The organism is Pseudomonas sp. TH15, from assembly GCF_016651105.1.
Classification (GTDB): domain Bacteria; phylum Pseudomonadota; class Gammaproteobacteria; order Pseudomonadales; family Pseudomonadaceae; genus Aquipseudomonas.
The window spans coordinates 917136-935593 of record NZ_JAEKEL010000001.1; the positions used below are offsets into that span (position 1 = coordinate 917136).

At 59.3% G+C, this 18458-nt stretch carries 11 protein-coding genes; 8 read left to right on the top strand and 3 right to left on the bottom strand.

Going from position 1 to position 18458, the window contains the following annotated elements:
* Window positions 1-144 precede the first annotated feature (144 nt).
* Window positions 145-4713 carry a dermonecrotic toxin domain-containing protein gene (locus JFT87_RS04265; RefSeq protein ID WP_201199109.1) on the top strand — a complete coding sequence of 1523 codons (4569 nt, stop codon included), beginning with the start codon at window positions 145-147 and terminating at the stop codon, window positions 4711-4713.
* Here JFT87_RS04265 and pdxR read toward each other — a convergent pair whose 3' ends face one another.
* Window positions 4714-6264: a MocR-like pyridoxine biosynthesis transcription factor PdxR gene (gene pdxR, locus JFT87_RS04270; protein WP_201199111.1), complete on the bottom strand. Its 1551-nt coding sequence runs from the start codon at window positions 6262-6264 to the stop codon at window positions 4714-4716. It abuts the gene before it with no gap.
* A gap of 104 nt (window positions 6265-6368) precedes the next feature.
* On the opposite strand from pdxR, the gene JFT87_RS04275 reads away from it, so the two are divergent.
* The 3 genes from JFT87_RS04275 to JFT87_RS04285 are packed head-to-tail and all read left to right on the top strand — an operon-like array spanning window position 6369 to window position 8138.
* Window positions 6369-6992, top strand: a complete 624-nt coding sequence (locus JFT87_RS04275) for an FMN-binding negative transcriptional regulator (protein WP_201199112.1) — start codon at window positions 6369-6371, stop codon at window positions 6990-6992.
* A gap of 9 nt (window positions 6993-7001) precedes the next feature.
* The gene (locus JFT87_RS04280; protein WP_201199113.1) at window positions 7002-7448 is read left to right on the top strand and encodes a GNAT family N-acetyltransferase; all 447 of its coding nucleotides are present in this window, start codon (window positions 7002-7004) and stop codon (window positions 7446-7448) included.
* Between the two features lie 18 nt (window positions 7449-7466).
* On the top strand, window positions 7467-8138 hold the full coding sequence (locus tag JFT87_RS04285; protein WP_201199114.1) for a GNAT family N-acetyltransferase: 672 nt from the start codon (window positions 7467-7469) through the stop codon (window positions 8136-8138).
* Window positions 8139-8262: 124 nt separating this feature from the next.
* Here JFT87_RS04285 and JFT87_RS04290 read toward each other — a convergent pair whose 3' ends face one another.
* Window positions 8263-9162 (bottom strand): homocysteine S-methyltransferase family protein, encoded by a 900-nt coding sequence (locus JFT87_RS04290; protein WP_201199115.1) that lies wholly within the window; start codon window positions 9160-9162, stop codon window positions 8263-8265.
* A 111-nt stretch (window positions 9163-9273) separates the two neighbouring features.
* On the opposite strand from JFT87_RS04290, the gene JFT87_RS04295 reads away from it, so the two are divergent.
* From JFT87_RS04295 to JFT87_RS04310, 4 genes are all read left to right on the top strand, one after another.
* Window positions 9274-10095 carry an ABC transporter substrate-binding protein gene (locus JFT87_RS04295; protein WP_201199117.1) on the top strand — a complete coding sequence of 274 codons (822 nt, stop codon included), beginning with the start codon at window positions 9274-9276 and terminating at the stop codon, window positions 10093-10095.
* Window positions 10092-10928 carry an amino acid ABC transporter permease gene (locus tag JFT87_RS04300; RefSeq protein ID WP_201199119.1) on the top strand — a complete coding sequence of 279 codons (837 nt, stop codon included), beginning with the start codon at window positions 10092-10094 and terminating at the stop codon, window positions 10926-10928. The genes JFT87_RS04295 and JFT87_RS04300 overlap by 4 nt, the downstream gene beginning before the upstream one ends.
* A gap of 190 nt (window positions 10929-11118) precedes the next feature.
* The gene (locus JFT87_RS04305) at window positions 11119-14076 is read left to right on the top strand and encodes an autotransporter outer membrane beta-barrel domain-containing protein (RefSeq protein WP_201199126.1); all 2958 of its coding nucleotides are present in this window, start codon (window positions 11119-11121) and stop codon (window positions 14074-14076) included.
* Window positions 14077-14274: 198 nt separating this feature from the next.
* Window positions 14275-16527: an autotransporter outer membrane beta-barrel domain-containing protein gene (locus tag JFT87_RS04310; RefSeq protein WP_201199129.1), complete on the top strand. Its 2253-nt coding sequence runs from the start codon at window positions 14275-14277 to the stop codon at window positions 16525-16527.
* A gap of 111 nt (window positions 16528-16638) precedes the next feature.
* Here JFT87_RS04310 and oadA read toward each other — a convergent pair whose 3' ends face one another.
* Window positions 16639-18447, bottom strand: coding sequence for a sodium-extruding oxaloacetate decarboxylase subunit alpha (gene oadA, locus JFT87_RS04315; RefSeq protein WP_201199130.1), 1809 nt, complete (start codon window positions 18445-18447; stop codon window positions 16639-16641).
* Window positions 18448-18458: the final 11 nt, after the last annotated feature.

Here is an 18458-nt window from a genome sequence, read left to right on the forward strand (position 1 = left end):
GTACGGAGCTGCAACGCCTGCGTTCATCAGTTTTCTTCAATGCGATACATATCTACCACCTGGGCTGGCTGCCCGCCCCTTACCTTGGGTGCATTGACGAGGCTGCGTTCAAGCGGCCTCGGCCCGCGCACCCAAGGAACTACCATGCCACCTGAAGCCATAACCCAAACTCCCGCCGCGCCCAGCGTGTCATTTGAAAAAAGTGAACTGCTCAGCCAGATCAGCTACGGCCCTACCCTCGCAGATGTCGCCTCGCAGGTATTAAAAGAAGCACTTGATACGCTCTACCCGGAGCTGATCATCGACCCTGATCGCTGCATGGTCGCGACCCCGCACTGGAGGGTCGACAACAATCATGTGGTGCCAGATAGCACGCACTTCGAAACCTTGAGCCTCGCGCTGATTCGCCTGAACGTGTCAGGTTTGTCAGCCAATTACATTGCCGGCGAACACTTTCTGACCATTGAACACAAGGCCAGAACGCCCAGGCATCTGGCTGTCGACATTGAGGTCATCGGCGCGATGCTGAATGACTACTCGCCGCTTTTATTCGTCGAGTATCAAGCGCGTCAGTTGGCGTTCTGGAATCAGACCGGCAAGAAATCGCCCCGTTGGGAGGAGTTGTCCGATTCACTTCGAAAAGCCGTGAACGTAACGCAGGTCAAGGGCTGGAGCGCCGATGAGTGTGCAATGGCTCGACAGGTATCGGTCACACCGGACAAAGCCGAGCGCCGTGGAAACACCGGTGACTTCACCCATTTGCAGGCCTGCCTGATCGACATCGATGTGCTTCAAAACGAGGTGACCAGCCACCTGCTGATCGGGTCGGCTCTGGTATTGCGCGCCACTTATCAACAACGCCAATTGGTGACGATGTTCACCATTGGTAGCGGTTTCGAGTCTTTCGAGTCTCTGCAACAGCTGGGTACGGCATTATCTGCGCACATCGCCGATCCATTGAAAGAGCGGCCTCTACAGTGGCGCCTGTTCGAGCCCGACGGCAACATTTTCGACCATATGGCATGGGCCCTGGTGGCCTCTCAACTCGATACCATCGATTCACTCCGACACACGGGTCCAGCCCCGGCATCGACGGCGATCCGGTCACTGGCAACCAATGGCCAACCGCAAGAGCTGGGGCGCCTCGAGACCCTGGAAACCTCCATTCCCGATTGGCTGCGCTACGCCTCTGCAACCGATATCAGCGATTACAGCCTGTTGGTGAGCAAACTGGGCAAGTTGTATCAGGAACAGGATCTCGAAGAAGCGAGGCAGCCCATCACACCGATCACCCAGTTCGCCTTCGAACGGATGAAGGACGCTGTTATCAACGGCAAACCGTCGGACGCAGAACAACTGCCCTTCGAGAAACTGGAAATTACCGTTACCAACAGCTTCACTGCCGGTGACCTGACACTGCCCAATCCACTGGACTCATACACCGAAACACTTGCCGACTTTGCACTGGAAAACAGCGCACCGTACATGACGAGCCTGCACTTCAACGACGGTACAGCGGTTCCTGAATGGCTGACACCTGACTTACTGCTGAAAATGTCCAGGCAGGTCGATGTTGGCAAGTTCTACCCAGAAATGCTCGAGAGCAAGCTGCTTGAAGACCCGATCGAATCCCGTCGCCAAGCCCGCTTCTACCAGGAACAACTGCGTATTCTGCTGCCGCTTGCGGCATTGGAGTCCAAGGTCAAACACGAAAATGGTATTGATAAAACGGGCTACAGCTACATCGTCCAATTGATGGATCAAACTACCGACACCTCCAGGCCTGTCGTCATCTGCCCGCTCGCACTGACGCCTCAGCATCGACTTATCAGCTCGCAAGACAGCGTCGCCAACATGTTCATCATTGGCCCGCGTGACGCCAACCAAGGTCCCTGTCTGCTCTATCGGCCACTGTTCGCTCGGCCACTAATGCAATTCCCCTCCCGACAAAACCTGCTGTATGCCCTGCATCAGCCTGGCGAACTCAGGGATTCGGTCCTGGCCTGGCTTGCCGACAAAGCATTGAGCTTCGAATACTCCCAGTATGTTTTCCCCGTCGGGTTACCTTCGCCGTGGTTGATCACCGAGCAACTGACAGCCCCGCTGACAAACCTCAGTGCCTTGGGGAGTGTGGTGTTCGGCAATAGCGAAATCACCGATGACCTGTTTCTGACGCTGTTCAACAGCCACGCCCAGGCGATGGTGGAAATGGCCAATCGCCAATCACAGTCCAACGCCGATCAGCGCTGGGCATTGTTCAGAGACAGCAACTGGGCGCTGTTCAACGTCGCCTCGAACTTCCTGAGCGGGGCCGTCGGGACCGCCGTCTGGGTGTGGCAAAGCATCGAGGCGATCCAGCAAGCAGTGGACGCCCATGAGCGCGGCGATGGTGTTGTCGCGTGGACTTCGCTGGGCGACGTCTTGCTGACGTTGGGAATCATCCTGACCCACCACGCGATCTCACGACGCACGATGGCTTCCGGTAAACCGAATTCAAAACACCTACTCGTTGGAGAAACGCTCGAACCTGTCCACGATTTTCCCCCGCTGACACTGGACCCCACTCCGTTGCTCGCGCAGCTGCCGCCCGACCATTGTTCTTCGCTCGAAGTAGCGGGATCAGTACCACGCCGCGCCCCCGATGCCATGTCCCGGTACCTGAACACTCTCGCCGTTGTGGCGCCGGATCTTGCCAACGAGAACCTCGGCAAGATCAACGAGTACCCACCACACCTGTATCAACTCGACAGCAAAACCTATGCCCAGGTCGGCCAACGCTGGTTCGAGGTCAGTACGGACGACGATGCCCAAGTCACCATCCACCAGCCCGGCAGCCCGACGCGCTCCGGCCCGTTACTGCATGCTGGCGTACACGGTCTGTGGTATCTGGATTTTCGTCTGCGTCTGCGCGGGGGCGGCCCTAAAAATCGCCTCAAAGCCTTCAAGAAAGCCAAAGAAATGCGCGCCCATTATTTGGAGGACGAGATCAACACGTTCAGGAACGGCGAAGAAGCCGCGAAAATCGAACTGACACAGGCACAGACGGCCATGACCAGCGCCTCTGCAGATAACCGTCAGGTACCCACCGCGGCCTATCTGAAAAAACTTGAAGAGCGAATTTCCGCTTACGAGCAGGCACGCAAAAACGTTCAGGAATGGCGCACGCAGAGTGGTACCTCCGGGTACGTCTACGACCTGTTGCGAATTACCACTGAACTGCAGAAACACCAGGCGCTTTGGTACAACGTCAAATGCCACCAATACAACACGCTAGCGCAACGGCTGATCTCAGAGCCGCCTGACACCGTCACAAATCTGCAACCCTTCATGGACGCCATCAAAGAAGCGACGGACATCGGTCATCAAATAATCGAAAGTCTGCAACGCGCGCATGCCTCTCTCGAAGATCTGAAGGTGCTCGGTAAAACGGGCATCGTCAAAGCCCTGAAGATGGAGAAAATGCTGCCGAAGACTACCGCGCTGGATTTCAAGGCAAACGAAATCGGTCTGTCACATGTGCCTGCGATGCAAATGACTGCAAGCCCGCTCATGGACGAAGCACGGGACGCGGTGGGAGAGATCATCATCAAGGCGTCGCGTAGCGCAATGGAAGTCGCAAGGCTGATGAAAAAAACGACCGCGCACTCCGATCCAAAGGCTGCGCTCGAAGAACTGAGCACGTTGGACGACAGCTTCAGTGATGCCGAACAGCGCATCGAGGAATTGCCCGAACGCTATCCTGATCTGGTCAATCCCGCTCGGCTGTCACGTCTGCGCGCCTTGATCGGCGAGTTTCGCCAGATCGTGCAAAACGAGCTCGATTCCGTGCTGCTCAACCACCCGCACCTGACGACGCCGCAAGCGCCGCCAGAGCGCCCAGGTCCGTCACGTCCAGCCCTGAGAGTCAGCAAGAGCCGCCCCAGAATCCAGTCCGACAGCGATTCGGGTGAATCCGAGCCCGAGCCTGAGCAGGTCGACACCGTCATACCGAAATCCCGCCAGCCACCGAAGCCGACGCTCGATGACATGGGCATCATTGAGGACGGGCTTGATCAGACACTTGAAATGTCCAGGTTTATCGAGCGCACGATCAAGGACGCTTCGCGCCCCCACCGCATCCCGGCTGATATGCAAGAAATCTTCGAACAGTACGCACTCAAACTGCAGGACAGCGCCATGAACGTCGATAAGGCCATGGCCCGACTTCGCGCCAATGGAAAAAACCCGCCTGTGGCGACGCTAAGCCAGGAACTTCGCGAAGCGTCAGCGCGCGTCCGAAAACAAGGCATAGAGACGCGCGCCAACATGTACAAACTCAGAAAGCCAACCCAGGGCAGCTTTCAATGGATGCACAACAACGCGCAGCTCAAATTCACGCGTAATCCACTAGGCCGCATTCAGACAAAAAAACGCGGGGATTACTTCCAGGAGTATTCGATTCTCGACCGGACGAACAAGGATCAGCCATTGTGGGTGGCGCACTTTCACTACAAAACGGCCCACAGCCCCGCTGCCCAGCCTGAAACTGCTCATCTGAAGATTGCGGACAGTTATCTGGAAACACTGACTAGCGAACAGCAACTTGCATTGAACACCGTTCAGCCGGTCGATGGCGTGCTGCGCAGATTGACGGACCTGAGTTTGCGTGACCTGTTTCTGGCACTGGAACCGCAAAAGAATGCGCTCGCCGAGAGCGCCCGACCGATAGCCTGATCAACCCTGCCATACCTTTTTTAATCGCCCGAGCGCCGCGCTGATAGCGGCCTCGGGCACCGCAGCGAAACCCAGCACCAGGCCTGCACGCTGATCGTGCGGGGTGCTTGAGTCCGGCAACCAGTAATTGCTCAAACCATTGATTTCAACGTCGACGCCGGCAGCCTTTTCAATCAATTGCTGCTCCCGCGCTTGCGTGTCGACCGAAACCGTCAAATGCAGCCCTGCCGCCACGCTGGGCAGGCTGCCCACACCGGGGATGTCTTTTGGCCAACCAGCCAGCAGTGTATTGCGCCGACTTAGAGCGGCTCGGCGCATACGGCGAATGTGCCGCTGGAAATGCCCGGCGGCGATGAACTCGGCCATCACAGCCTGAGTGCTGACTTCCGAATGACGCACATCCACCGCACGCCGACGGGAAAACGCATCCACCAGGCCCGGCGGTAATACCAGGTAACCCAATCGCAATGCCGGGAACGCCACTTTACCGAACGTCCCGACGTACAACACCCGCCCCTGCCGATCCAGTGCTGCCAATGGGGCCAAAGGTGCGCCGCTGTAGCGGTACTCGCCGTCGTAATCGTCTTCGACGATCCAGCCTTGGGTGCGCTCGGCCCACGCCAACAACTCGAGCCGCCGCGCCAGGCTCATAATCACACCGGTCGGGTACTGATGAGACGGGGTGACATAAGCCAGTCGGCAATCGGTCAACCCGTCCAGCTCGGCGCAATTGATTCCCTCGCTGTCCACCGATACACCGTGCAATCGGCCACCCGCCACAGCAAAGGCATGACCGGCTGCCCGGTACCCCGGATTTTCGATTGCGACCCCGTCGCCCGGCTCCACAAGCAGCTGTGCACAAAGGCTAATTCCTTGCTGTGCGCCACTGGTGATCACAATTTGCTCAGCCGAGCACTGCATGCCCCGCGAACTGCGCAAATACGCGGCAATCATCCCGCGCAATCGCGCATCACCGGCCGGATCGCCATAACACAGCTGCTGTAAATCCGGTTTTCGCCAGAAAGCCGCGTTCAGCTTGGCCCATACCTCGAACGGAAACAGATCGAACGCCGGCACTCCCACCCGAAAAGCCTTCGGCGGACCGCTCGGCGGCTTGGCCAAATGGTTCTTTTCAACGCGCTCCAGCGCACCGCTGTGGATAACTTTACTGGATGGAATCACAGGTAAATCCAGCCAATTTGTGGATAAGGCTGTGGATAACCCTGTTGAAAACCCTGTGGATACTTTTGTGGATAGTTTTTTTGCCGGCAACGCGGCTTGAGGCAATTGCGCGACATAAGTCCCATCGCCCACCCGTCCTTCGATAAAGCCTTCGGCATAGAGCTGATCGTAGGCGCGGACCACGCTGTTACGGGAAATCGATAACGCCGCCGCCAAGTCACGACTGGCCGGCAATCGCGTGCCACTGGCCAGTCGCCCGTCGAGCACCCGCACCCGCAACGCCTGATAGAGCTGACGACTCAAGCCCTGGCGGCGATCGAGTTCGATGCCGGCCGGGTTGAAGGACAGGGACAGTGGTTCGCTGGTCATTGCCTGCACCTATAAAGAATGGACCTATGAAATTGGTCGGTAATGGCTCTTACAACAGACCAATAGCCTGCCTAGGATGAAGACATTCGCCAAGGGAAATTTCCATGTATACGCCAAGCGCTTTTGCCATCGACGATTTGCAGGAACTGCATCAGCAGATACTCGCCACCCGCCTCGCCGTGCTGGTGACCCATGGTGAACAAGGCCTGCAAGCCAGTCATATCCCGCTGCTGCTGGACGCCGAGCAAGGCCCCAATGGCACCCTTTACGGGCACCTGGCCAAGGCCAATCCACAATGGCAGGAACTGCAAAACGGTGCCGAGGCGCTGGTGATTTTTGCCGGTGCCGATGCTTACGTGAGCCCGGGGTTTTACCCGAGCAAAGCCGAGCACGGCAAAGTCGTGCCGACCTGGAACTACGTCGCCGTGCACGCTTACGGCAAGGCTGAAGTGTTCAACGATGCCCATCGCCTGCGCAATCTGGTCAGCGCCCTGACCGATCGCCACGAAGCGAGCCGTGCCAAGCCCTGGAAAGTCGACGACGCCCCCGCCGACTACATCGACGGCATGCTCAAGGCCATCGTCGGTTTCGCCTTGCCGATCGAGCGCCTGGAAGGCAAACGCAAACTGAGCCAGAACCGTAGTGCCGCAGACATCGCCGGTGTGCGCGAAGGGCTTGCTGCCAGCCCCGACATGCAGGACCAGGCCCTCGCCCACTTGATGCGTTAAGGAATGAACATGAGTCAGATCGAGATTCGCCAGGTCACCACCGACGACCACGCTGCCTGGTTGCCGCTATGGCAGGCCTACTTGAGCTTCTACAACACCGAGTTGCCCGAAGCCGTCACCCAAAGCACCTGGCAGCGCATGCTTGACCCAAGCGAAACCACCCACTCCGCCCTCGCCTGGGCCGATGGCAAAGCCGTGGGGATGGTGAACTTCATCTACCATCGCTCGAACTGGAGCATTGAAAACTCTTGCTACCTGCAAGACCTGCTGGTCGTCCCCGAAACCCGTGGCACCGGCGTCGGTCGGCAGTTGATCGAATTCGTCTACGCCACCGCCAAGGCGGACGGTTGCTGCAAGGTTCACTGGTTGACCCACGAAACAAACGCCACCGCGATCCAGCTCTACGAGCGCATCGCCGAACGCCCTGGTTTCATCCAGTTTCGCAAAGCCCTTTAAGGTTCAAGGAGAACAACAATGACAACTTCACTCGCGGACTGGAAAGGCGCCCCGGCGCCCTCGGTTCAACTGATCGAAGGGCGTTTCATTCGCCTGGAAAAACTCGACCCGGCGCGTCATGCCGATGGCTTGTTCAAAGCCCTGCAGGGCCCGGGTGCCGATCCGAAACTCTGGGATTACTTGCCTTACGGTCCGTTCCCGGAGCGCAGCGTGTTCAACGATTGGCTGAACAACCACGCGGCCAACAGCGATCCGTATTTCTTCGCGGTGATCGACCGCGCCAGTGGCGATGTGCAAGGCATTCTCAGCCTGATGTCGATTGTTCCGGCCCAGGGCCGTATCGAAATCGGCCACGTGACCTTCGGCGCACCGATGCAGCGTTCGCCAAAAAGTACCGAGGCGGTTTACCTGCTGGCCAAAGAGTCGTTTGCCATGGGTTACCGACGCCTGGAGTGGAAGTGCAACAACGGCAACGCCCGCTCCAAATATGCGGCCGAGCGTTTGGGTTTCAGTTTTGAAGGTGTGTTTCGCCAGCACATGGTCGTGAAGGGACAGAACCGCGATACCGCGTGGTACTCGATTCTGGATTCGGAATGGCCGGTGGTTGGCGCTGGGTTTGAGCGGTGGCTTTCGGATGAAAACCAGACAGATTCGGGGCAGGTGAAAACCCTGGCTGAGTGCCGCGGGTAAATCTTTGGCGTCTGGACGGACGCCTTCGCGAGCAAGCCCGCTCCCACATTGGTTATGTGATTGATCACCACATTTGTGGTCAACCGAAAACCCCTGTAGGAGCGAGGCTTGCCCGCGAATGGCTTCACGCCAATTTCTGGGCAAGCACCGCAATATGCTCCGGCCCAATCCCGCAGCACCCGCCCAAATGACTGGCCCCACGCTTCTGCCAATCGATGGCCCAGTGCAGGTAACCCGGTGGGTCCAGATCCTCGCGCAATGGGTCGAGCCCGTCGTTGGCCGTCGCCTCTTTCGGTTGCGGCGGGAAGGCATTGGCGTACGCGCCGATATGAATGTTCACACCCAACCGCTCAAACGTTTCCCGCGCCGCATCAATCGCCGCGCCGATCACTTCTGGCTGGCTGCAGTTGAACAGCAACGTTTCGACGCCCAGCTCAGCCGCCACTGCCGCCGCCTCGGCCACCGGCTCACCGGAACGCAAACGCGGCACCTCGTCGGTGTCTTCATCCTTCAAGGTAAACGACAGCCAGAACGGCTTGCCGTCCTTTGGCAGACCCGCGTGGATCGCCCGCGCCTCGACGATTGAGCTCTGGGTTTCCGCCAGCCACAGGTCAACGTGCGGCGCGAGCCCCTTCACCAGTGGCGTCAGTAATTCGGTGACGCGCTCAGCGTCGAACAAGTCCGGCCGGTAGGAGCCAAACAGCGGCGGTAATGAACCGGCCACGCGTACCGGTTTGCCGGCAGCCTCGACTGCACGCCGCGCCAACTCACCGGCCAACGCTGCAAGCGCCTGACCCTCAGCGGCAAAACGCTCTTCGCCAATATGGAACGGCACCACCGCATAACTGTTGCTGGTGATGACGTTCGCGCCGCTTTCGATATAAGCCGCGTGCACCGCTTCGACCGCTTGCGGCGCTTCACTCAAGGCCAGCGCCGACCACTCGGGCTGCCTGAACGGCGCCCCAGCACGTTGCAGCTCACGGCCCATGCCGCCGTCCAGAATTATTGTGCTTCCTGCGCCCATATGCTTTTCACTCATAAGCTTATGAAAATAACTCACTATCAGAGTCGTTCTTATAACTATTTAATACGCACCATTCGGTTAATAACAACCATTATTTATCAGGGATCGACTATGAAAATCCAACCGCTACTGGCCTTGGGCCTGACGATTCTGGCTGCCTCTACCCAAGCCTTTGGCGGCGCCACGCTGGATCGCGTCGAGCAAAAGAAAGAACTGGTGGGCGTGTTGATGGAGAGTTATCCACCGTTCTCGTTCCTCAATGACCAGAACCAGCTCGACGGTTTCGACGTCGATGTGGCGAAAGCCGTGGCCGAGAAACTCGGGGTGAAACTGCGCCTCGAAACGCCGTCCTGGGACGTGATTGCCGCCGGCCGCTGGAGCGGTCGCTACGACATTTGCATCTGCTCCATGACCCCGAGCAAGGCCCGCGCCGAAGTCTTCGACTTCCCGGTGGAGTATTACGCCTCGCCGGCGGTGATCGTGGTCAACGCCAAGGATGACCGCATTCACAACGCCAAGGACCTGAGCGGCAAGAAAGTCGGCCTCACCAGCGCCTCCAGCTACGAAAGCTACCTGAACAAAAACCTGGTGATCGAAGGCGCCGAGGACACGAAATTGCAGTACCCGTTCGAGGACGTGCAGATCGCCCCGTATGATACCGACAACGTGGCATTCCAGGATTTGGGCCTGGGCGCTGGCGTGCGACTGGACGCGATCCTCACCAACCTGGTGACCGCGCAACCGCGCCTTAACGAAGACAAACGCTTCAAACTGGCCGGCGACCCGCTGTACTCGGAGCCGAACTCGGTCGCCATCGAAAAGGGTGACGCGCAATGGGATGGCAAGGTGCGGGAAGTCTTCGCCCAGCTGAAACAGGACGGCACTCTGAGCAAGCTTTCACAAAAATGGATCGGCGCTGATATCAGCAAATGACTTCTTTCCCAAAACCTCCCCAGCCACCGCAACCGGTAGCTGAGTCGCGGCTGCAACGGATGTTCGGTTTCCGCACGCGGCTGTACCTGACCTGGGCGGCGATGCTCGGCTTGTTCGCCAGTTTCTTCCTGAGCTTCGACCTGAAGTTCTCGATCATCCTCGACAAACTGCCCAACCTCGTCGGCCTGCACCTGGCGCCCAATGGCTTCTTGCAAGGGGCGGCGCTGACGTTGTTTCTGTGCCTGTGCTCAATCGTCGCCTCGTCGCTGCTGGGTTTCATCACCGCACTGGCGCGGCTGTCGAAAAGCGCCGTGGCGTTCGGGATTGCGAGTTTCTACGCGTCGTTCTTTCGCGGCACGCCGCTGCTGATCCAAATCCTGCTGATCTACCTCGGCCTGCCGCAACTGGGTTTCGTGCCGGGCGCCATCGCCGCCGGGATCATCGCCCTGTCACTGAACTACGGCGCCTACCTCAGCGAAATCTTCCGCGCCGGCATCCTCGGCGTCCCCCATGGCCAACGCGAGGCGTCCCTGGCCCTGGGCATGCGCGAAACCGTAATCTTCTGGCGCGTCACCCTGCCCCAAGCCATGCGCACCATCATCCCGCCGACCACCAACCAATTCATCTCCATGCTCAAGGACTCGTCGCTGATCTCGGTAATGGGGGTTTGGGAGGTTATGTTTCTGGCGCAGTCGTATGGGCGCTCGAGCTATCGGTATATCGAGATGCTGACCACAGCGGCGGTGATTTATTGGGTGATGTCGATTGGGTTGGAGCTGATTCAGGCGCGGATGGAGCGGCATTATGGGAAGGCGTATTTGAGCCGTTCGTAGGGGTTGAGCTTGCTCCGGGCGGTGATCCGACGATGACAATCTTACGAACGCCATCGCCGGCAAGCCGCGCTCCCACGAGTGACGGACACTCGGAAACATCTGCAAACGATTTCATTTCCCAAAGCCACATTTCTGTAAAACCCCTCCGCTATACCAGACGGCCCGCTTATAACAAAAAGGCTGTCCACTCATGCCCTTCTCGCCCCAACGCCTGGCGCTCTCTATCGCCCTGCTGATCAGCGCCAGCGCCGTCCACGCCAAAACCGTGCAGATCAACACCGCCACCACGACCGCGCAAACCCTCGGCGGTAGCGACACCCTGATGATCTCCGCCCCCGGCAGCATCACCAACAGTGGCAAGGCCGTGAGCCTGAAGGACAGCACCAGCGGCGCAGGTGTGGTGGTCGATAACTCGGGCAAGATCGTGTCCACCGGTGGTCGGGCGATCGACAGCAGTGGCGACTTGACCCAGGCGCGCAACTACAGCATTTACAACCGCAGTGGCGGGCAGATCCTTGGTTTCAACGATGCACTGCGTATCGACAGCAACTTCGCCAGCGGCAGTCTGTTGATCGATAACAGCGGCACCATCCGCTCCACCACTGGCCAAGGCCTGGACCTGGATGCCCTGCGCAGCGCCAGCGTGAAAACCACCATCATCAACCGCGCGGGCGGGCTGATTCGGGGGGACGCCAGCGACGGCATGAAGACCGGCGCCAACGCGACGATTACCAACTATGGCGAGATCTCCACCGGCGACTCGCATAACGCCAACGAGAAGTTCGACGGCATCGACATTGATACAGCGACCGGCGTGACGGTGACCAACTACGGCACCATTTCCGGCGGACGCCACGGCATCACCACCGACCTTGGCGCCACACTGGTCAACTACGGCCAGATCACTGGGCGCAACGGTTCGGGTTTCGGTTCCGATGGCGACGGCACGGTGATCAACCACGGCACGATTACCGGCACCTATTCGGGGCTGCAACCCAACGGTGACGGCGATGGTGTGGACATCGACAACATCGCCCACATTGAAAACTACGGCACCATTCAAGGCGTCGGCGCGGGTGGTGTGGACAAGGGTGGTTTCGCCAACGGCAGTGAAGGCATCGCGCTGGGTGGCGGCTATATTTTGAACGCCAAAGGTGCGCTGATCAGCGGCGCGAACAGCGCGATCCTGGTGGACGACGGCAGCGGTGGTTCAGGTGTGGCAGCGACCACCCTGGAAAACTACGGCACGATTCAGGGCCTCGACGGTTTCGGTGTGAAATTCGTCGGCGAGTTTGCCGACAACGTGATCAACGGCGGCACCATCAGCAGCAGCAACGGCCTGGCGCTGGACCTGGGGGGTGGCAACGACAGCCTCACCTTACGCAACGGCAGCCGCTTTGTCGGCATGGTTGATGGCGGCACCGGTTATGACCGCGTGGTGATGGATGACGTGGCAGGCGGTAGTTTCGGCGCCAGTCACAATTTCGAATGGCTGGAGGTCAAGCAAGGCGTCTGGACGCTGACCGGCAGCGGTGATTTCAGCGACGGCGGCGCGGTGCGCAATGGCGCGACGCTGATCAACCAGGGCGGCATCGCCGGCAGCCTGACGGTGGACGCGGGCGGTGTGTATGCCGGCGGCGGTTCGGTGGGTAATCTGCTGGTCAACGGTACGTTGCAGACCAATACGCAACTCGGCACCGCGACCGTCGTTCACGATTTGACCTTCGGCAGCGGCGGCATCCTGGCTTACGGCGTGAATGCAGATGGCAGCAGCGCCCCGGTGGTGGTCGGCGGTACCGCCAATCTGAATGGCGCGACCCTGGCGGTGAACCCCGGCAGCGGCACCTATCCATGGCAAAGCAATTACACCGTACTGCAAGCCGCGAGCATCAACGGCACGTTCGGCAAGGTTACCAGCGACTACGCGTTCCTAACGCCGACTCTCGCTTACACCCCGACTCAGGTCGATCTGACCTACACCCGCAATGACATCGCCTTCAACCAGTTCGCCGCCACCGGCAACGGCAGCAACGCCGCCAACAGCCTGGCCTCGATGGGCAGAAACAGCGTGCTCTACAACGCATTGCTCAACACCACCAACACCACGGCGGGCGCGGCCATCGAGCAACTGGCCGGCGCCAGCAACGCCAACCTGACCAGCGCGACTCTCAGCGCCAGCAGCCAGATCGGCGGCAGCATGCTCTCGGCGATGCGGCAAATGGGCGGTGGCGCAGGCTTGCTGATGGGTCTTGATCAACGGGATACGCCCGTTCTCGCTTCCACCGGAGTTCCGTCTGAAGCGCGCAACCTGAATGACCCGAACGCCCAAGGTCGTGTGTGGCTGCAAGCCATCGGCGGCTACGGCAAAATCGACGGCGAACATGGCAACAGCGGATTGGAACAACGCTCGAAAGGCAGCGTGCTCGGCGCTGATTGGGCATTCAACCCGCAATGGCGACTGGGCGTGCTCGGTGGTTATTCGAGAACCGATCTGGATGCCACCGGCGTCGACGGCAATCTCGAGAGCTGGCATGCCGGCGTCTACGCGCTACGCCAAAGTGGCCCGTTCGCGCTGCGCCTCGGTGCGGCCTACAGCGGCCATCAAGGCGAAAGCAAACGCACCGTCGCGTTCAACGGTTTCAATGATCGACCAAAAGGCGATTACGACGCCAACAGCCAACAAGCCTTCGCCGAATTGGGTTACGCGCTGGGCAGCGGTCGACTCAGCGCCGAACCCTTCGCCAACCTCGGCTACCAGCGCTATCACCGCGACAGCTACCAGGAAAAAGGCGGCGTCGCCGCGTTGCAGGTTGACGCGCAAACCCAGGACAACTTCAGCAGCACCTTCGGCGTACGCCTGGCGCACCTGAGCACGCTGGAAAACGGTATGAGCCTGACCCCACGCTTGAGCACTGGCTGGAAGCATACGTATGGAGATGTCAGCAGCTCGACGCGCCAGGCGTTTGTGGTGGGTGGCACGGCGTTCAGCGTCGATGGTAGTTCACTGGATCGTGACAGTCTGGTGCTGGAAGCAGGACTGGATGTGGGGATCTCGGCGCGGCATACCCTGGGTGTGGGTTACAGCGGCGAGATTGGCAGCAACAGCCGTAATCACGGGTTGATCGGGCAATGGCAGATGAGTTTTTGAGTTTGCCAGCGGGTTACATCTGTAATTTCTGTAGGAAAACACGCCGCAACGGCGGGGTAAAACCAGCCGTTCCCACGCTCGCGGAAATTTTCCACAGAGGAAACTGACAGAAGCCGCAAACCTGTGAGAAGTAGCTGACATCGGCCCCGCGGGCCTTCAATTTAGAGTTTGGCCTCCTGTCAAAAGAGGCCTTACTTGATGCCCGTTCAACACTTCTACCAACCGAAACAACTGGCGCTGGCCATCACTCTCGCGGTGGGCTGCGTTCAATTCACACAAGCCGAAGAAGTGCCTGCCAAAGTGCCGACAGCCAGCGCACTGACGGCGATACTCGAGTCCTTCAGCAACGATCCCGACACGCGCAAAACGCCGATCCACAACAAGGGTTATGCCGAGCCTTTTGATGACCGCGATGATTTGCTCATCGTCACAGGGAACGGCAGCTTCGCAGGCCCGGTGGATGGCGCTGGCGGCGTGAATGTCTTGCAACTCGATGCTGCCAAGGGTTCGCTGGGGGAAACGCGAAACTTCGATGGACTGGAAGTCAAACAAGGCGTCTGGAATCGAACCAAAAATACGCCTTCGGATTTCAGCGCCGGGGTCGTGGTGCGCCCTGGAGCCACCTTCACCAATGAAGGTGTGATCGCTGGACATGCCGTGGTCGAAGGCACGCTGATCAATAAAGGCGGGATCAATGAAGGAGCCTTTGTATCGGCCGGCGGCAGCCTCAACAACCGGGCAATCATTGGCGGCGCAGTCACCGTCGATGAAAAGGGTCAGTTCGCGGGTGGAGGTGCAACGGGTACTTTGAATGTTCATGGACTGTTGACGGTTAATCAGGCGCTGGGCGCACCTTCCGTCAATGGCGATCTGAACCTGAAGCCTAGCGCTACTCTGGCTTACGAGGTCAAAGCGAAAGGCGTCAGCAAGACCGTCGATGTCACCGGAACGGCCAATCTGGGTGATTCGACTTTGCAGTTGATCACTGGCGGTGACTACCCTCAAAGCAGTCAGCATACGATTCTGAAAGCCGAAAAAGTCGTCGGGGAATTCGGCCGTATCGAAAACGATCTGGCGTTCATGACGCCGACGCTGAAATACGATGAGAAGACGGTTGGGCTGACGTACAGCCGAAATGGTGTGACGGTTGAAAGCGTCGCGAACTCGGAAAATGCTCTTGAGATTGCCAAAGGAATTGATCAGACACCCAATACCGCGCCCGTTCCACTAACGCCTCCAGCGTCTGACGAAACCGCCTCTGCGCAGCCATCTGGTCCGGCGACGGTTTCGGCCCTGCAAGCGGTTTCCGCTCCATCGGCAGCAGCAGCTTCTGCCGTGGCGTCCACACCGGTCGCTACTCAAACGTCTGCTGTAGCGCCAGAACCTATCGCAAGCGCAGCGCCTGCGAGGGTTTCGGTTTCACCTTCTCCCGTATTAGCAAACAAAGCCCTTGTTGCCCTGCTCGGCAGTAACCTGGACACGGCTGCGATCGCTCTGGAACAACTCGCCGCCGGCAGCAACGCCAACCTCGCCAAAGCCACGCTCAACGCCGTGAATCCGGTCAGCGACAGCATGCTGTCTGCCATGCGCCAGTTAGACGGTGGCTCAACTTCGATCAGCGCCAGTGAGGGCAACGGCCGACTCTGGGTGCAGGCACTGGGCAATGGCGGCAAGATTGATCGTGATACCGACAGCACGCTGAAACACTCGACTCAAGGTCTGGTTGCGGGTGCTGACTGGCGCCTCGACGAGCAATGGCATGTCGGGATCATCGGCGGTAAATCGCAGACGAAGCTGGATGCCCGACACTCCGACGGCGACCTCGACAGCTGGCACGTCGGTGCGTATGCCGTTCGCCAGGACGGCCCATTGGCGCTGCGTTTCGGCGCCACCTATGCCAGCCACGATGGCAGCAGCAAACGTCGAGTGGCGTTCAATGGTTTCAGCGATCGTCTCAAAGGCAGTTACGACGCCAGCACCCAACAGGCCTTCGCCGAAGCGGGTTACAACTTCGGCGAGGGAGACGTCACGCTCGAACCTTTCGCCAATCTGGGTTATCAGCGCTATCAACGCGACAGCTACAGCGAAAAAGGTGGCCACGCGGCGTTGAAAGTCCACGGGCAATCGCAAAACAACTTGAACAGCACCTTCGGCCTGCGTGTGGCAAAAACCAACACCCTGGACAACGGCATGCAACTGACTCCGCGCTTGAGCACAGGCTGGAAACACACCTATGGCGAACTCGACCAGCACACCCGCCAGCAATTGCTCAACGGTGGCATCGATTTCGAAATCGCCGGAGCACAACTGGATCGCAACAGCCTGTCACTCGATGCCGGCCTCGATCTGGCCCTGTCCGCCAACCACACGCTGGGCATGGGCGTCACCGGGGACATCGCATCTGACAGCCGCAACACCGCCGTAATGGGCCAATGGCGCATGGCGTTCTAACCGATCCCTGTAGGAGCTGCCGCAGGCTGCGGCAGCTCCTACAGGGAAAAAGCAAAAAAAGGGGAGCACATGCCCCCCCGAGGTTTAAAGCGGTGTATCGAGGCCGTTATCTCAGCCTTCGATCTCAATCAGGATTTCGCCCGGGTTCACCCGGTCGCCCTTGGCCACGTGGATGGCGGTGACCTTGCCGGCGATGGCCGCCTGGACTTCGGTTTCCATCTTCATGGCTTCGGTGATCAGCACGGCTTGCCCGGCTTTCACGGTGTCGCCTTCCTTGACCAGCACATCGACGATGTTGCCCGGCATGGTGGTGCTGACGTGGCCCGGTGCCGTGGCTTGTTTGCGCTTGCTGCTGCCGCCGCTGACGAATTCGTTGAGCGGTTCGAACACCACTTCTTCCGGCATGCCGTCGATGGTCAGGTAGAAGTGACGCTTGCCTTCAGCCTTGACGCCGACACCGGTGATGTCGACGCGGTAGGTTTCGCCGTGGACATCGATGACGAACTCGGTCGGTACGCCTTCGCCGCCGGCCGAAGCCACGCTACCGGCTTCAGGAATCGGCAACAGCACTTCCGGTGTCAGGGTGCCGGCGTTGCGTTCTTCGAGGAACTTGCGACCGATGTCCGGGAACATGGCGTAGGTCAGCACGTCTTCTTCAGACTTGGCGACCGCACCGATTTCGGCACGCAGCTTGGTCATTTCCGGCTTGAGCAGGTCGGCTGGACGAACGTCGATCACCTCTTCGCTGCCGATGGCCTGGCGACGCAGTTTTTCGTTCACGATACCCGGCGCTTTGCCGTAACCACCTTGCAGATAAAGCTTCACTTCGTTGGTGATGGTTTTGTAGCGCTCGCCGGCCAGCACATTGAAGAACGCCTGGGTGCCGACGATCTGCGAGGTCGGCGTCACCAGCGGCGGGAAGCCGAGGTCTTCACGAACCCGCGGGATTTCGGCCAACACTTCGCTCATGCGGTTCAGTGCGCCCTGCTCTTTCAGCTGGTTGGCCAGGTTGGAAATCATCCCGCCCGGTACCTGGTTGACTTGCACACGGGTGTCGACGGCGGTGAATTCGCTTTCGAACTGGTGGTACTTCTTGCGCACGGCATAGAAGTACAGACCGATCTCTTGCAGCAGTTCCAGGTTCAGGCCGGTGTCGAACTCACTGCCTTTAAGGGCGGCGACCATCGATTCGGTGCCTGGGTGACTGGTGCCCCAAGCGAAGCTGGAGATCGCGGTGTCGATGTGATCGGCACCGTTTTCGATGGCCTTGAGTTGGCACATCGCGGCCAGGCCAGCAGTGTCGTGGGAGTGGATGAACACTGGCAGCGATTGCTCGCTTTTCAGTGCCTTGACCAGTTCGCCAGTGGCGTACGGGGTCAGCAGGCCGGCCATGTCCTTGATCGCCACCGAGTCGCAACCCATGGCTTCCATTTGCTTGGCTTGCGCCACGAACGCCCCAATGGTGTGCACCGGGCTGGTGGTGTAGGCGATAGTGCCCTGGGCATGTTTGCCGGCGGCTTTCACCGCTTCGATGGCCACGCGCAGGTTACGCACGTCGTTCATCGCGTCGAAGATGCGGAACACGTCGATGCCGTTGACCGCTGCTTTAGCGACAAAGGCTTTAACCACGTCGTCGCTGTAATGGCGGTAGCCCAGCAGGTTCTGGCCACGCAGGAGCATTTGCAGGCGTGTGTTAGGCAGCGCCGCGCGCAGTTGGCGCAAACGCTCCCACGGGTCTTCCTTCAGGAAGCGTACGCAGGCGTCGAAAGTCGCGCCGCCCCAGCATTCCAGCGACCAGTAGCCGACTTTGTCGAGCTTATCGCAGATCGGCAGCATGTCTTCGGTGCGCATGCGGGTGGCGAGCAGCGATTGGTGGGCGTCGCGCAGGATGGTGTCGGTAACGAAGATTTTCTTGGTCATTGGAATATTCC

Bases quoted from the DNA above. Each gene is read 5' to 3' on its own strand.
- JFT87_RS04265 (WP_201199109.1), top strand. From the start codon at position 145: ATGCCACCTGAAGCCATAACCCAAACTCCCGCCGCGCCCAGCGTGTCA.
- pdxR (WP_201199111.1), bottom strand. From the start codon at position 6,264: ATGACCAGCGAACCACTGTCCCTGTCCTTCAACCCGGCCGGCATCGAA.
- JFT87_RS04275 (WP_201199112.1), top strand. From the start codon at position 6,369: ATGTATACGCCAAGCGCTTTTGCCATCGACGATTTGCAGGAACTGCAT.
- JFT87_RS04280 (WP_201199113.1), top strand. From the start codon at position 7,002: ATGAGTCAGATCGAGATTCGCCAGGTCACCACCGACGACCACGCTGCC.
- JFT87_RS04285 (WP_201199114.1), top strand. From the start codon at position 7,467: ATGACAACTTCACTCGCGGACTGGAAAGGCGCCCCGGCGCCCTCGGTT.
- JFT87_RS04290 (WP_201199115.1), bottom strand. From the start codon at position 9,162: ATGGGCGCAGGAAGCACAATAATTCTGGACGGCGGCATGGGCCGTGAG.
- JFT87_RS04295 (WP_201199117.1), top strand. From the start codon at position 9,274: ATGAAAATCCAACCGCTACTGGCCTTGGGCCTGACGATTCTGGCTGCC.
- JFT87_RS04300 (WP_201199119.1), top strand. From the start codon at position 10,092: ATGACTTCTTTCCCAAAACCTCCCCAGCCACCGCAACCGGTAGCTGAG.
- JFT87_RS04305 (WP_201199126.1), top strand. From the start codon at position 11,119: ATGCCCTTCTCGCCCCAACGCCTGGCGCTCTCTATCGCCCTGCTGATC.
- JFT87_RS04310 (WP_201199129.1), top strand. From the start codon at position 14,275: ATGCCCGTTCAACACTTCTACCAACCGAAACAACTGGCGCTGGCCATC.
- oadA (WP_201199130.1), bottom strand. From the start codon at position 18,447: ATGACCAAGAAAATCTTCGTTACCGACACCATCCTGCGCGACGCCCAC.